At 35.2% G+C, this 13,644-nt stretch carries 13 protein-coding genes and 1 tRNA gene; 6 read left to right on the top strand and 8 right to left on the bottom strand.

Annotated features, from left to right (window positions below; genetic code table 11):
• Positions 1 to 108: 108 nt before the first annotated feature.
• Both BW983_RS15395 and BW983_RS15390 read right to left on the bottom strand, forming a co-directional pair.
• Positions 109 to 1,158: a glucokinase gene (locus BW983_RS15395; RefSeq protein ID WP_076552898.1), complete on the bottom strand. Its 1,050-nt coding sequence runs from the start codon at positions 1,156 to 1,158 to the stop codon at positions 109 to 111.
• Positions 1,159 to 1,274: 116 nt separating this feature from the next.
• Positions 1,275 to 1,838, bottom strand: a complete 564-nt coding sequence (locus BW983_RS15390; RefSeq protein WP_076552784.1) for a hypothetical protein — start codon at positions 1,836 to 1,838, stop codon at positions 1,275 to 1,277.
• Between the two features lie 610 nt (positions 1,839 to 2,448).
• Between BW983_RS15390 and BW983_RS15385 the strand changes: the two genes are divergently transcribed.
• Together BW983_RS15385 and BW983_RS15380 are read left to right on the top strand one after the other, a co-directional pair.
• Entirely contained in the window at positions 2,449 to 3,828 is a 1,380-nt protein-coding gene (locus BW983_RS15385) for a DUF1800 domain-containing protein (protein WP_076552783.1), read from the top strand.
• Positions 3,829 to 3,857: 29 nt separating this feature from the next.
• The gene (locus BW983_RS15380) at positions 3,858 to 5,045 is read left to right on the top strand and encodes a DUF1501 domain-containing protein (RefSeq protein ID WP_076552782.1); all 1,188 of its coding nucleotides are present in this window, start codon (positions 3,858 to 3,860) and stop codon (positions 5,043 to 5,045) included.
• Between the two features lie 297 nt (positions 5,046 to 5,342).
• On the opposite strand, the gene BW983_RS24110 is transcribed toward BW983_RS15380, so the two are convergent.
• From BW983_RS24110 to BW983_RS15365, 3 genes are all read right to left on the bottom strand, one after another.
• On the bottom strand, positions 5,343 to 5,480 hold the full coding sequence (locus BW983_RS24110) for a hypothetical protein (protein ID WP_002980888.1): 138 nt from the start codon (positions 5,478 to 5,480) through the stop codon (positions 5,343 to 5,345).
• A 128-nt stretch (positions 5,481 to 5,608) separates the two neighbouring features.
• The gene (locus BW983_RS15370) at positions 5,609 to 6,628 is read right to left on the bottom strand and encodes a helix-turn-helix transcriptional regulator (protein WP_076552780.1); all 1,020 of its coding nucleotides are present in this window, start codon (positions 6,626 to 6,628) and stop codon (positions 5,609 to 5,611) included.
• 89 nt (positions 6,629 to 6,717) lie between these two features.
• Positions 6,718 to 7,053: a HopJ type III effector protein gene (locus BW983_RS15365; RefSeq protein ID WP_076552779.1), complete on the bottom strand. Its 336-nt coding sequence runs from the start codon at positions 7,051 to 7,053 to the stop codon at positions 6,718 to 6,720.
• A gap of 163 nt (positions 7,054 to 7,216) precedes the next feature.
• Between BW983_RS15365 and BW983_RS15360 the strand changes: the two genes are divergently transcribed.
• The 4 genes from BW983_RS15360 to BW983_RS15350 all read left to right on the top strand — a co-directional run bounded on the left by BW983_RS15360 (position 7,217) and on the right by BW983_RS15350 (position 11,285).
• Positions 7,217 to 8,599 (top strand): RtcB family protein, encoded by a 1,383-nt coding sequence (locus BW983_RS15360; protein WP_076552778.1) that lies wholly within the window; start codon positions 7,217 to 7,219, stop codon positions 8,597 to 8,599.
• A gap of 108 nt (positions 8,600 to 8,707) precedes the next feature.
• A tRNA-OTHER gene (locus BW983_RS24105) sits at positions 8,708 to 8,818 on the top strand.
• A 199-nt stretch (positions 8,819 to 9,017) separates the two neighbouring features.
• Positions 9,018 to 10,772 carry a hypothetical protein gene (locus BW983_RS15355; RefSeq protein ID WP_139329295.1) on the top strand — a complete coding sequence of 585 codons (1,755 nt, stop codon included), beginning with the start codon at positions 9,018 to 9,020 and terminating at the stop codon, positions 10,770 to 10,772.
• Between the two features lie 96 nt (positions 10,773 to 10,868).
• On the top strand, positions 10,869 to 11,285 hold the full coding sequence (locus BW983_RS15350; protein WP_228409022.1) for a hypothetical protein: 417 nt from the start codon (positions 10,869 to 10,871) through the stop codon (positions 11,283 to 11,285).
• Between the two features lie 4 nt (positions 11,286 to 11,289).
• Here the strand turns inward: BW983_RS15350 and BW983_RS15345 are convergent, their stop codons facing one another.
• From BW983_RS15345 to cobT, 3 genes are read right to left on the bottom strand one after another with little or no spacing between them, the layout of a single operon-like run.
• Positions 11,290 to 11,844, bottom strand: a complete 555-nt coding sequence (locus tag BW983_RS15345; protein ID WP_076552776.1) for a histidine phosphatase family protein — start codon at positions 11,842 to 11,844, stop codon at positions 11,290 to 11,292.
• On the bottom strand, positions 11,829 to 12,611 hold the full coding sequence (locus BW983_RS15340) for an adenosylcobinamide-GDP ribazoletransferase (protein WP_084184515.1): 783 nt from the start codon (positions 12,609 to 12,611) through the stop codon (positions 11,829 to 11,831). The genes BW983_RS15345 and BW983_RS15340 overlap by 16 nt, the downstream gene beginning before the upstream one ends.
• Positions 12,612 to 13,616, bottom strand: a complete 1,005-nt coding sequence (gene cobT, locus BW983_RS15335; protein WP_076552775.1) for a nicotinate-nucleotide--dimethylbenzimidazole phosphoribosyltransferase — start codon at positions 13,614 to 13,616, stop codon at positions 12,612 to 12,614.
• Positions 13,617 to 13,644 lie beyond the last annotated feature (28 nt).

Raw genomic sequence — 13,644 nt, 5'->3', positions numbered from 1 at the left:
TAGCCATCTTATTTGATAGATTTCATTGATGTATATCAAGAATCTCAATTATTTTTATGAATAATATCATCCCATAAAAAAACTCCGAATTTCTTCGGAGCTTTTATTTTATACTTGATAGTAGGCTGTATACAGAGCCATACCTTTTAATGCGGTGTGATTTTGCTTGACCAGATAGATAGGAATATTTTTAAGCATTCCCTCCATTTTATCACTGATCTTGAATTTTTCATAGAATTTATCTTTGTCAATATATTCTCTCACCATCTGAGGAATATCACCAGCAATCAGTAATCCTCCCGTTGCTTTAACTTTTAAAGTAAGGTTATTGGCTTCTCTTGCTAAGAACTCAAGGAAAGTATCCAGAGCTATTCTACAAATTAATACATTATCCTCTACTGCTGCCTTGTATAATTCTTCAACAAAATTTCCATTGGCAAGACGATCGCTCAACCACTCAGGTTCCGGATGTCTTTTTACATCTCTCAGAAAACGATAAATATTGAATAATCCTGATTTTGATAATACATTTTCCCAACTTACAATTCCATAGATATTATTCAGGAACTGATAGAACTCCACTTCTACATTGGTTCTCGGTGAAAATTCCGAATGTCCTCCTTCTGTAGCAAATGGTCTAAGATTTTTCCCGTCAAAGAAATATCCGGCTTCACCAAGTCCATTTCCGGGAGCAAGAATTGCCACATTTCCTTTTTCAAGGTGACCACTTGTATAGATAGCATCCAGATCATCGTCTTCAAGAAGAGCCATTCCGTAAGCAGATGCTTCAAGGTCGTTCAGCATTTCTACTTTTTCAAAACCGAAATCTCTTTTGTATTCTTCAATGTCAAGGTTCCAGCCTAATCTAGCAGGGTTACTTTTCCCGTCAATCACAGGTCCCGGCACAGCCATTCCTAAACGTTTTACATTTTCTAACTGATTATCCTGAATGAATTTTCTCAGAATATCATTAAAAGAAGCATATTCCTTAGTAGAATATGTATTTTGAATTTTTATCTCAAGACCTCCGTTACCGGAAACAAAATAGCCTAAGATTGTTATATCTTCACGAAGACTTGCTCCAATGATAGAAACATTATCATTATTACTGTTCTCTACTCCTGGTAAATAAAGCGGAAATTTTGGATTCAGAATCATAACCTCAAATTTTACCAAATATAATAATTGTTTTCGTAATACCTGCACAGAACAAAAAAACCTTTCCACTTTCGTGAAAAGGTTTTGGTTAATAATTGTTTATATATTAAATCTAACTACTTTCCTAATGGAATATTATAACCGAATCCTACTCCGATATTCCCCACATTATAGTCCTGTCCTACTAAATCTCCTTTAGTTCCTACAAAAACCTTTTGGTATTGTACGAAGAAATTCCAGTCTCTGTTGTGGTATCCGATCTCCGGTTTGATATAGAAACCTCCGTTTGCTCTTTCCACGTTTGTGTTTGAAGCTACAGTTTTATCTCCTACAAGGAAACCATATCCTAAGTCAGTTCCGAAATAGAAACCTGTCTGTTTTGGATAAATTCTTACTAAAGCAGCTACAGGAACTACTCCTACATCATTATTTTTATAACCGTTGTTATCTTTTCCAAAATAGTGAGTATATCCTGATGCGATACCTAATCCAAATCCAGGAGTAATAAGGTTCTGATAAGCTACATCTACACCAACGGCAGCTGAAAGGTTATCTGAAGGAACTGCTAAACCAACATTCGCGCCTACTTTGATCATGTTGTTCATTTTTGAATCCTGTGCGCTTGCTATACCTGCTGTTAAAATTCCAGCTAGCAAAATTGCTTGTTTAAACATTTTCATAACTCTAATTTTTAAATTTTACTAAACAAGAGGATGTAAAAATCGTGCCAAGCAACGTGTTCTACAGTTTTTTAACACATAAAAAACAATTAAACAAATGATTATCAATGGTTTAATTTATCTTAAAATTTAAATAAACGTTTAACAATTTTTATAAAAAATAGAGCCTGAAATGTGAAATAAGTATAAAACGTTAAAGAATAAAATGTAACAGATTGATATAAAACAAATTCTATTACTGGAAAATGCAAAGACGCAAGAATATCTAAGATTTTTAGCAAGGATTTTTTTATTTTTTGCCACCAATGCACAAATAATTTTATACTATGCGGCTATGTTGTTAGCTTTTATCCCATCACTACATAGCTTTTAAAAACTGAAGATCAAATATTTTATTCGTGCATTGGTGGCAATTATAAAACTTTCTACAATTTTATTGCAGATAAAATCCTTACGCCTTACAACGCAGCATGCAAAAGACTTGTGCTTTTTCATTTTCCAACAATTCTACCTGCCGAATTCATTACTCATGATAATATTAACAATCCTTAACCCGTTATTATTTTAACCTTTTTCATCTTAACAGATCAAAAAAATAAACCTTTTCACTATGTCTGATTCACTATTAAAAAACAAACATCTTCTTTGGCGTGCCGGTTTCGGTGTTGGAATCAATCAGATTGATGATTTGAAAAGTAAGAATATAACAACGTTGATCAATGAATTATTCCAAGAAGACAACTTTAGTGACATCACTTACGACACTCCCGATATAGTTCCTACAGAAGACTACATGAATAGCACTGCTCCTGCAGAGAAGAAAAAGGAAATGCAGCGCCTCAACAGAGAGCAAAACAATGAACTTAACCTCAACTTTCTGGATAAAATAGTGAATAGCAAAGAACAGATGAGAGAAAAGATGGCTTTCTTCTGGCATGGACATTTTGCTTCAAGAGTTGTTAATCCGAAATTCAATCAACAGCTTTTAAATACAATCAGGAAAAATGCACTCGGAAATTTTAAGGAACTGCTTTTTGAAGTAAGTCAATCTCCGGCAATGCTCAATTTTCTGAATAATCAACAGAACAAAAAAGACCATCCGAACGAAAATTTTGCCCGTGAAGTAATGGAGCTTTTTACGATAGGAAGAGGAAACTATACGGAAAAGGATGTAAGAGAAGGTGCCAGAGCTTTTACAGGATGGAGTTATGATAAAGAAGGAAATTTTAAGGAAAGAAAAAACCAACATGATGAAGGAACAAAAACTTTTCTAGGAAAAACAGGGAATTTTAACGGATCAGATGTTTTGAATATTATATTGGAACAAAAAAGTACGGCTAAGTTTATTACAACTAAGATTTACAAGTTTTTCGTCAATGAAAATGTTGATCAGAATATCATTGATAAACTGAGTGCAAACTTTTACAATTCCGGTTATGATATAAAAAAGCTCATGACTGAAATATTCTCAAGTACATGGTTTTATGATCAGAAAAATATGGGAAACAGAATAAAATCTCCTGTGGAACTGATGGCTGGAATCATGCGAATCCTTCCTATGCAGATTCAAAATCCTGAAAACCTCATCGTTTATCAGAAATTATTGGGACAAATGCTGCTTTATCCCCCCAATGTTTCGGGCTGGGTAAATGGAAAAGCATGGATTGACAGTTCTACGTTAATGTTAAGGCTGCAAATTCCACAGATTTGGTCAGGTCTTCGTCCATTGGAATACAGTCCGCGACAGGATGATGATATTGATATGGGAATGAAATCTAAAGAATCTGCTTTGAACAAAACCTTTAAAAACCCTAATATCATTATAGACTGGAGCCGTGTTGATACAATTTTCGCCAGTAAGAATTGTGAAGATTATTTGATCGTAAATGGCAAAAGCTTGGATATAAATACGGTAAATAATTTTTCTGATAAGAGTTTAAAAATGAATATCATTAATCTGATGTCAACCCCTGAATACCAATTAATGTAATTCATTATTTCCAACCTAAATCTATCGTTATGCTAATCAAAAGAAGAGAATTCCTTAAGATCAGTTCACTTGCCACCGCTTCCCTATTAATGCCTAATTTTTTAAAGGCAATGACGATGGATGAAGCTTTGAGTACTACAACTCCTAATATTCTTATTGTACTTCAGTTTACCGGAGGAAATGATGGGCTAAACACCATTATTCCTTCCAAAAACGATATTTACTTCAGAAAGAGAAAAACGCTTGCTATACAGGATTCTTTATCTCTTACGGATGAAGCTGGAATTAATCCGGCACTCTCCTATTTTAAAGAGCTTTTTGATAATGGGGAGCTTTCTGTAATGAATAATGTAGGCTATCCTAATCCGGACAAATCTCATTTCCGAAGCATGGAAATCTGGCAATCGGCAAGCCGAAGTGATCAATTCCTGGAAACAGGATGGCTGGGACGCTTTCTGGATGAAGAATGTTATCGTTGTGAGCATCCTACACAGGCATTGGAAGTAGATGATATGCTCAGTCTTGCTTTAAAGGGTGAAAATAATAAGGCTTTCGCATTTAAAGATCCTAAGCGTTTATATCAAACGAGCCAGGAGAAATATTTTAAATCACTTTATGATCATCATCACGACGATGAAACAGTTTCTTATCTTTATCAAACCTTAGGTTCTACGATCAATAATGCTGGGTATATTTTTGAAAAAAGTAAAGCAAAAAAAACAGATCAGACATACCCTAATTCTCAATTGGGGAAGGATTTCAAAACGGTTGCTTCACTCATCAAATCAGACATTAACACTCAGGTTTACTATCTTTCTATCGGAAGCTTTGATACGCATGTAAATCAGAATGACAGACAAAAAAAGTTGTTTGGTGATATTAATGAGGCTGTACAATCATTTGTTGCCGATATGAAAAGTAATGGATTATTCAATAATATTTTACTGATGACCTTTTCTGAGTTTGGTCGCAGGGTTGCCCAAAATGCAAGCAACGGAACAGATCACGGAACAGCCAATCAAATGTTTTTTATTGGTGGGAATCTGAAAAAGAAAGGGATTTTGAACAATCTTCCGGATCTTCAGAATTTGAATGAAGGAGATTTGATTTACAAAGAAGATTTCAGAAAAGTATATGCTACGATCTTAAAAAACTGGCTAAAAGCGGATTCTTCTAAAGTATTGGGCTGGAAGGATGGCATTTATGATTTTATATAAATTGTTCAATATTTATTTAACCACAAGAACTTTAACACTTAAGTAATTTTAAAGTTATTATTAACTGCTTCAGAAGTTCACTTAAGTTTTTGAAAATCTACTATTTTTTGAATACTACAGAGAAAATTTCAGTTGAAGGACTGCTTATTCCCCTCCTCTAGAGGGGTGGCAAAAAATTCAAAGGATTTTTGACAGGGTGGTTTTCTAGCCCCTGCAACTCCTAATATCACAAAAAAAGAGACCATCCTTAATGACAGTCTCTTTTCAATAATTTTAAATTTTAAACTACTTTTACGTTTAAGCAGTAATCTGCTTTGGTTCTTTCTCTTTCTGATCTTCTTTTTTGTCAAGTTTCTCAGATATTTTTTTAACGATATATTCAATCGCTATAGGTGCTATAATGGCAATTAATGCTTTAAATATTCTTGATTTCATAGTGTGATTTTGTACTTGATTACTACAATTTCCAAGCCAAGATAAAAATTGGGGAAAAATTTTCAATTAAAAATTCACATAAAAGCAGGAATTCAAATTCATATAAAACCTATAAAATCAATATAAAACTAGTTTTCCTCTGGAAGTACCAAGTCCTGATAGTTTCTACTTCCAGCTTTGAATTTCTCTTCCATTCTCAACCTTAATTTCTGAGGTTTATGCACTACCAGAGAGTCGCCAAAGCCAAGTAACAACCTTTCTAATTCATAATTGATCTGTACACAGATTTTAAAAAGTGTTCCTTCTTTTGTTTCACTTACAATCTCCTGGCTTTTGTGAAGCGGTTTTGTTTTAACATAAGGAGCATTAGCCGAATCTACGAAGAAAACCACTTTTTTAGGGACTATTGATTCGGCAACGGTAACACCTACAATGTCTTTAAAGTACTCATCTCCATCAAGATTTCTATCAATATAAGTTGTTTTTTCATCCACTTCAATAGTCTCCATTCTGTCCAGAGCAAGATTATACATTTTTTGCTTATAAAGACAAACGAGAAACCAACGGTTGTTGAATTCTTTCAATAATTGCGGATGAACGGTATAAACATTAGATTCTCTGGCGGTAAAACTTTTGTAAAGGATTTTCAGTACTTTTTTATTCAGAATATTTTCATACAAAATATCAATGTGTTCCAATCCTTTCAGTTGCTCATTTTTATCTAAATGAATAATAGATTTCTGGTTTGTAGAGTGAATGGAGTCTTCCAACTTCTGAATAACTCCGTTCATTTCTTTGAACATCGAAAAATCCTTGAACTGCTTCAGGATCTGAATGGCATTATTCATTGCTTTAAGATCACTTTCATTCACTGAAATATTATGAATACTGTATTCCGGATCGCTGTAACGGTAATATTTTCTTTCATATACTTCAATAGGCGCTTCATACCCGAATTTTTCACTTCGCATATTCTGAAGATCCAGCTGAATTGTTCTTTTGCTTACAAAGGATTCTTTTCCCTCAAACTCAAACAAAGCTTCGGAGCACTCATCAATAAGATCCTCCAAGGTATACTTTCGGTACTTGTTCTTGAGGCATTTATCTAATGTCTTATAACGGATAAGAGCATTTTTATTGGATGACATAATTTTCTTTTGTGTTAAAAGCTGATTAGGTTAAGATGCTAATAGAAAACATCTTCATTCAATTATCTTTACTTTCTCAGCTTAAAAATTTATTTCTCCTTCAAAGGGTTTCCTTCAAAAATCAATCCTTCCCAACCGAATTCCATGAAGTTTCTGATATTCTGATGATCTGTTCCTTGAGGGTTTTTAAGTACATCATCTCTGTAGAATTCCCCAAAAAGCGAAAGCGTTTGTCCCTTTGTTAAGCCATTGTAAGATGCAAAACCGAAAATCTTGCAAGAGCCGTTATTCTGTCCTTCTTCATTTCTTGTATTTCCGTTTTTAAATGCTGTAGGCGTAAAATCGTAGTGGGCATCTATATAAGTAATGACCTCACTGAATTGAATAGTCTCGGGAAAATGCTGTAGTTGTTCTAATAATAACATAGTCTATGGATTTTATATTGTAAACAGATACTTTAAACCAGTTACAAAACCGGAAATTCTCTGTCATTTTTCTATTTTTTGTAAAATTAATCAAAATTTTCTTATCTACGCAAAACTATTGCGTAATAAGGTTATTACTTTGCATTATCAAAATGAAATAACGATGGAATTTAATGGAAATCAATTAATTGAATTAGGATATAGACCAGCGAAATGGTTTAAAGATGCCATTGCATATATCAATGAAAATAATCTGAATGAAGATCAGATCACTGAATATCTGGAACAGTTCAAACAACCTGATATTATTCCGCTTCATGAAACGGCTAAAGATTTTATAATCAACATCAAAGCTGAAGATGAGAGTGAAAACGACAATGTAGAAAAGGTCATCAAAACGATGGAAGTACTGATGAAAACGCCAACATTGGTTGGAGGAGCTTTAATGCCTGATGCTTGTCCTACAGGTCCTGTTGGTCAGATTCCGGTAGGTGGTGTAGTGGTTGCAAAGAATGCCATTCACCCTGGATTCCATAGTGCAGACATCTGTTGTTCTGTGATGTTGACTGATTTTGGAAAGGCAAATCCTAAGGAAGTTCTTGATGCAGCTCATTCTGTAACGCATTTCGGGTATGGAGGAAGACCAAGAGGTGAGCAAATGCCGATGTCTCAGGAATTGATGGATGCCTTCAGAGAAAATATATTCTTAAATGATGAAAAACTGATCAGTATCGCCCGTTCTCATATGGGAACTCAGGGAGATGGAAATCATTTCCTTTTCGTTGGAATTTCTAAAAATACAGGAAATACAATGCTGGTGACTCACCACGGATCAAGAGCTCCGGGAGCTGCATTATATGATAAAGGAATGAAGGTTGCCAACCGTTTCAGACAGGATATTTCTCCTGAAACATTAAGAGAAAATGCTTGGATTCCGTATGATACTGAAGAAGGGAAATCATATTGGGAAGCACTTCAGTTAATAAGAACATGGACAAAGGAAAATCATACCAACATTCATGATGCTGTTCTGAATAAGCTTGAAATGGAAAAAGAGAACAGATATTGGAACGAACATAATTTCGTTTTCAAGGATGGAGACCTTTTCTATCATGCTAAAGGGGCAACTCCACTGGATGATAAATTTATGCCTGATATTACAGGACCGAGATTGATTCCTTTGAATATGGCGGAACCTGTATTGATTGTTCAGGGTAAAACGAATGAAAGAAACCTTGGTTTTGCACCACACGGAGCAGGAAGAAATTTCAGCAGAAGCCAACATAAGAAATCTTTAGCACATAAAACTACTGAAGAAATCTTCAATACGGAAACTGCGGGACTGGATATTCGTTTCTATTCTAATGAGGTTGATATCTCTGAATTACCAAGCGCCTATAAAAACGCAGCTAATGTAAGAGCACAGATTGATGAATACGGACTTTGTGAAGTACTGGATGAAGTGATGCCTTACGGATGTATTATGGCTGGTGACGTGCAGAAAAATGCACCTTGGAAGAAAAAAAAGAAATATAGAAAAGCTTAATATTTAATAAGATATAAACCTATAAGGTTTGAAAAAACAAAAAACTAATAACCTAACCTTACGGGTGTAAAAGTCTGTAAAGTTTATGAAAACTTTTTCATAACGGCAGGGGCAATAGCTCAGGTGGTAGAGCAACAAAATTACTTTTCGCTACAGGCAAATAAAGTTCCTATAAATCACCAGATTTGTGGGTCACAGGTTCGAATCCTGTCTGCTCCTCAATACAATTTAAGGCAAAGAAAGTTCCTATATGTTAGAAATACTTTCCGCCTTTTTTACAAATTATAAGGCAAAGGGAGTTCCTATATTTTTTGGATAAATTACTCCCCGCTTTTATAAAATTATAGGTAAAAGGAGTTCCTATAACACTTCACTTTTAATGAACATACTCCTCACTTATTTTTTTTAAATGAAAACAATGAAAACATTACAACTATTCAATGCTGTATTGGCTAAGGAATCGAATGCAGAGCCATTTATTTCTAATGACGGTTTTATTATTGAACCTCATGCAGTTTGGGCAAAAAAAGAAATCATCGCTTACTATTCAAAAGAAAAACTGAATGGAAATGATTTGAATAAAACGTTCCATAAATCTTGGGAGAAAATAAAGAACGCTTCCAGAATTGACTTGTTTTTTGAACAGATCCAACACTATATTTCAACTTACGGAAGTAATTTTCAGAGTGAAATTTATATTCCTAAAGAAGTATTGAATATTCCTGACACGAAGTTGATTTTTAAAGTAATAAAGGCTTATACCGTAGAAGAAATGCGGGAAAAATGTCTTTCTCTATTGAAATCCGGAATTGCTTTGAAGGAAGAAACGATTGATGATTTGCTGTATATTCTGCATACGGAACTGGAATATGATTTTACAGGAAAAGAAAATATCAGAAATAAGGAAGCCATTATAAAAATAGCTGATCTGTATGACATTTATCCTGAGAATCCTGTTGAGTTTTTCCGTTATGTGATTTATAAGACAACTCAAACAACACTATTAATCAAAAATGATGAATTGATTAATTTAATTAAGCAGAATAATTTCAACCCAACTTATCTGTTTGAAAGCTTTGGGATGGAAAAACTGGCAGAAATTTTCAACAGATTTAAGCCATTATTCCTTGCTTATAAAAACAGAGCTCCAAAAGCGATTAATAAAATCTCAAAGTTGTCTAAAGTACATCATAAGCCATTAATTTCGAACCCACTGAATGACGCTACTAATACATTGCTGGAAAACAGCGATTGGCATTGGCTGGAAAACGCGACACCGTTTGCGTTATTCAAAGCATTATCAGCGTGTTACTCAAGAATGTATGGTCAGGATACTTTTGTGTACAGAATCAGAAACGGAAAATCGTGGGTTAAAAAAGGGAAGGAAACCTATGTGAACCAGTTCAACTATGAATTTATTTTGGATTTCCTGAAGCTGAAGTATGAAAATATTTCCGGAAAGAAATTCTATTTCCCTGAGAATATAGAATTTGCACTTCCAACTTCTGAAAAAATGTTTGTTGGAAATATTCCTACAGGAACGCGTTTTTATGGAGACAGACTAGCCGTTGGTATCTATTGGGAAGATAAATGGGGCGCTCGTGACCTTGACCTTTCAGGATTGAATATCGCCGGAAAAATAGGTTGGAATGCCGCTTATAATTATGATGATGGACAACTGATGTATTCCGGAGATATGACCTCCGCTCCTAACGGTGCCGTTGAGTATCTTTATGCCAATAAAGGACTGAGCACTCCAACGCTTGTCATGAACAACGTTTTCAGTGGAGATGTCAACTGTGGATATAAAATCGTTATCGGAAAAGGAGATAATATTTCTTATGACTTTATGATGAATCCTAACAATCTCCTTGCCGAAGCCAGATGTAATTCTGTCCAAAAGCAGATGATTCTGGGAATGCTGCTGCCAAAAAACGAAAGACAGTGTTTCGTGCTATTGAATTTCGGAGCGGGTCATTCTCATGTTTCAGGAAATACGGAAGTATCTGTGATGGCAACCAGCGCATTGTACCAGCAATGGTATGAAGCAATGTCCTTCAATGAACTTATAAAAGAGCTGGGAGCTGAGATTACAACAGAAAAAACAGAAGCTGATTTTGATTTCTCACTGGAAACGCTGGAAAAAGACAGCTTTACAAGAATTTTCAAATAAAAAATGGCGTTCAACACATTTGAACGCTGTTTTTGTTTATTTTAGCAGTCGGTATCACATACATCTTATTTGTTATCGCCAAATAAAAACTAATACATGAAATCTACAATGAAATTCAGGGCTCTGTCTCAGACTAAATACTTATGGATCATTCTGATTCTACTTTCGATCATAGCCATTCTATTTAAGTCAACTTACAGGCAATATGTTTACACTAACCATATCAATGATTTCGGGATTGCCGATTCTTCACCTAATTTTTTCGCGGGACTTATTCTTGTATTTTTCTATTTTATTCAGGAACAAAAAATGACATTCGGAAAACATGCTCTGTTTACAGTAATAGGACTTATTGGGTATGAATTGATTCAGGGAAGTATTTTTAAAAATAATATTTTTGACTATAAAGATATTATTGCTTCAATTCTCGGAGCAGCGACTGCTTATTTAATAGGCTCGGCTTTTAGGTCAGGACCGATTTTTAATAGTTTAGAGTCTAAGCAAAGCACATAAACTGCTATATATTCATACTTTGAATGGAAAAACAACCATCATTTACCCTGAGAATGACCTTTTTTCCATAATCAATCTGAATATTGAACATGTTTTCTAATGAAAACTGAAGCACTTCCTGAAGAATCAATCGGATAACGCCGGCATGGGCAATGATCAGTGTTTTATGAATATTTTTTTGCTCAATCAGTTCGTTCCAAAAACTCTGTACCCGAACCTGCATTTCGAGAAGGCTCTCCCCTCCTGAAGCATTTACAGTAATAAAATCTTGGTACCAAGGCTGGATCTCCTGTTCAGGAATATCAATCCATTTCTTCAGTTCCCAGCTTCCAAAATTCATTTCCCGGAGCCTTTCATCTGTAGAATACTTGAATTGAAAATGTTCAGCCAAAATGCAGCAACGTTGTGCAGGGCTTGAAACGATATAATCAAAATCGGCATCCAGATTTATAGCTTTAAAATCTTCCTGATACTCTTTTCGTAAAGGCATTTCTGCAAACCCATAACACAGATTTTCAGGATTCTCTACGGCTGTATGTCTTATCAGATGAATTTCCATACGATCATTGTTCCAAGGTAAAACAAAACTTCACAAACCTGCTGTACAGCTCCCAGGCAATCTCCGGTATAGCCTCCGATATGTTTTTTAAAGTACCATCCCATACAGATTTTCCCTAAATAAGCAAGGACAAAAGCACCAATCAGACGCCAGTCAGGAATTAAAGCAAAAGAAATCAGAACACTGATAAAACCAATGATAAGAGCCATTCCATCCAAGGGTTTATTGGCTAAAGGTTTTGATTTGCTTACATCAATATCCGTCACATACTGATGGGTATAGATCATCGTTCCTGAAATAAAACGGCTTACCGTGTGAGCTAGAATAACAATCGCTAACGTTTTCCACAGATCAACTATTCCTAAAGCCTGAATGCTAAAGAATTTTAAGGCAAATAATAAAATAATTCCTATGGTACCATACGCTCCTACTCTACTGTCTTTCATGATCGTGAGGATCTTTTCCTTTCCATATCCGCCTCCAAAACTGTCACACATATCTGTAAAACCATCCTCATGAAAAGCTCCGGTAAGCAAAACACTCCCGATCATCATGAGCACAATTCCTATTTCCAGATTAAAAAGCTGTGTGGAAAGATAGAGAATGGCAGCATTAATCAATCCCACTAACAACCCGATCCATGAAAAATACTTCTGCGATTTATTCATGATCTCACCGGAATACGGAATGGTAAACGGAACCGGAATTCTGGTGAAGAACATCAGTGCCGTTGCAAAGTAGATCAGTTCGTTTTTTATGGTCTTCATTTATTCTTTATTTGAAACCTGAGCGTCTTCAAAACTGGACATCTCATTCAGGAAATTAACTGCACTTTGGATAATCGGGTATGCTAAGGCACAACCTGTTCCTTCTCCCAAACGTAAATTAAGATTTAACAGAGCTTTTTGTCCTAATAATTCAAGCAGCTGAAGATGGGCATTTTCATCACTTACATGGCAGAATATAGAATTTTTAAGGATCTCAGGGTTCTTTTTCCATGCAGTAGCCATTGCAACCGTTGCAATAAATCCGTCTACCATGATCAGCATATTCTGACGGTAAGCTTCTTCCATGGCACCGATCATCTGGGCAATTTCCAAACCTCCGAAAGTTTGAGCAACCTCATCAGGAGCTGTTACATTAGGGTATTTCTCTATGGCAGCAGATAAAATATTGATCTTATTCTGAAGCTGATCATCATTTAAACCTGTACCACGTCCAATGCAGCTTATAACAGGAAGATTAAACAGTTTACTCATCATCAGTGAAGAAGCAGAAGTATTTCCAATTCCCATCTCACCAAAACCAATGATATTGCAGCCTGTTTCAGCAATTTCAGCCACTACGGATCTTCCGTTATCTAAAGCCTGCTGATATTCTTCAGAAGTCATTGCCGGTTCTTCCAACATATTACGGCTGGATTTTCTGACTTTTTTATCTATTAATTTTAAGCCTTCAGGGAAATCAAAATTGACACCGGCATCAACAATCTTAATATTAATTCCCTGTTGTCTGCAAAATACATTGATTGCTGCTCCGCCACCCAGGAAATTCATCACCATCTGATACGTTACTTCCTGCGGATAGGCACTTACTCCTGCCGTAGCAATTCCGTGATCGGCAGCAAAAACTACCATGTGCGGATTGCATAGTTGAGGAGAAGTAGTATTTTGAACCATTCCTATTTTGTGAGCAAGATGTTCCAAATGTCCTAATGCACCAAGAGGTTTGGTTTTAAAATCAATTTTATGCTGTAATTCTGTTGTCAACATGGATATAAAGTAGTTATGTTAAATAGAG

The organism is Chryseobacterium ureilyticum (assembly GCF_900156735.1).
Taxonomy (GTDB): domain Bacteria; phylum Bacteroidota; class Bacteroidia; order Flavobacteriales; family Weeksellaceae; genus Chryseobacterium; species Chryseobacterium ureilyticum.
This window is presented reverse-complemented; position numbering and strand designations above follow the sequence as displayed.

Excerpts from the sequence above, each read along its gene's own strand:
- BW983_RS15395 (WP_076552898.1), bottom strand. The coding sequence starts at position 1,158 with ATGATTCTGAATCCAAAATTTCCGCTTTATTTACCAGGAGTAGAGAAC.
- BW983_RS15390 (WP_076552784.1), bottom strand. The coding sequence starts at position 1,838 with ATGAAAATGTTTAAACAAGCAATTTTGCTAGCTGGAATTTTAACAGCA.
- BW983_RS15385 (WP_076552783.1), top strand. The coding sequence starts at position 2,449 with ATGTCTGATTCACTATTAAAAAACAAACATCTTCTTTGGCGTGCCGGT.
- BW983_RS15380 (WP_076552782.1), top strand. The coding sequence starts at position 3,858 with ATGCTAATCAAAAGAAGAGAATTCCTTAAGATCAGTTCACTTGCCACC.
- BW983_RS24110 (WP_002980888.1), bottom strand. The coding sequence starts at position 5,480 with ATGAAATCAAGAATATTTAAAGCATTAATTGCCATTATAGCACCTATA.
- BW983_RS15370 (WP_076552780.1), bottom strand. The coding sequence starts at position 6,628 with ATGTCATCCAATAAAAATGCTCTTATCCGTTATAAGACATTAGATAAA.
- BW983_RS15365 (WP_076552779.1), bottom strand. The coding sequence starts at position 7,053 with ATGTTATTATTAGAACAACTACAGCATTTTCCCGAGACTATTCAATTC.
- BW983_RS15360 (WP_076552778.1), top strand. The coding sequence starts at position 7,217 with ATGGAATTTAATGGAAATCAATTAATTGAATTAGGATATAGACCAGCG.
- BW983_RS15355 (WP_139329295.1), top strand. The coding sequence starts at position 9,018 with ATGAAAACATTACAACTATTCAATGCTGTATTGGCTAAGGAATCGAAT.
- BW983_RS15350 (WP_228409022.1), top strand. The coding sequence starts at position 10,869 with ATGAAATCTACAATGAAATTCAGGGCTCTGTCTCAGACTAAATACTTA.
- BW983_RS15345 (WP_076552776.1), bottom strand. The coding sequence starts at position 11,844 with ATGGAAATTCATCTGATAAGACATACAGCCGTAGAGAATCCTGAAAAT.
- BW983_RS15340 (WP_084184515.1), bottom strand. The coding sequence starts at position 12,611 with ATGAAGACCATAAAAAACGAACTGATCTACTTTGCAACGGCACTGATG.
- cobT (WP_076552775.1), bottom strand. The coding sequence starts at position 13,616 with ATGTTGACAACAGAATTACAGCATAAAATTGATTTTAAAACCAAACCT.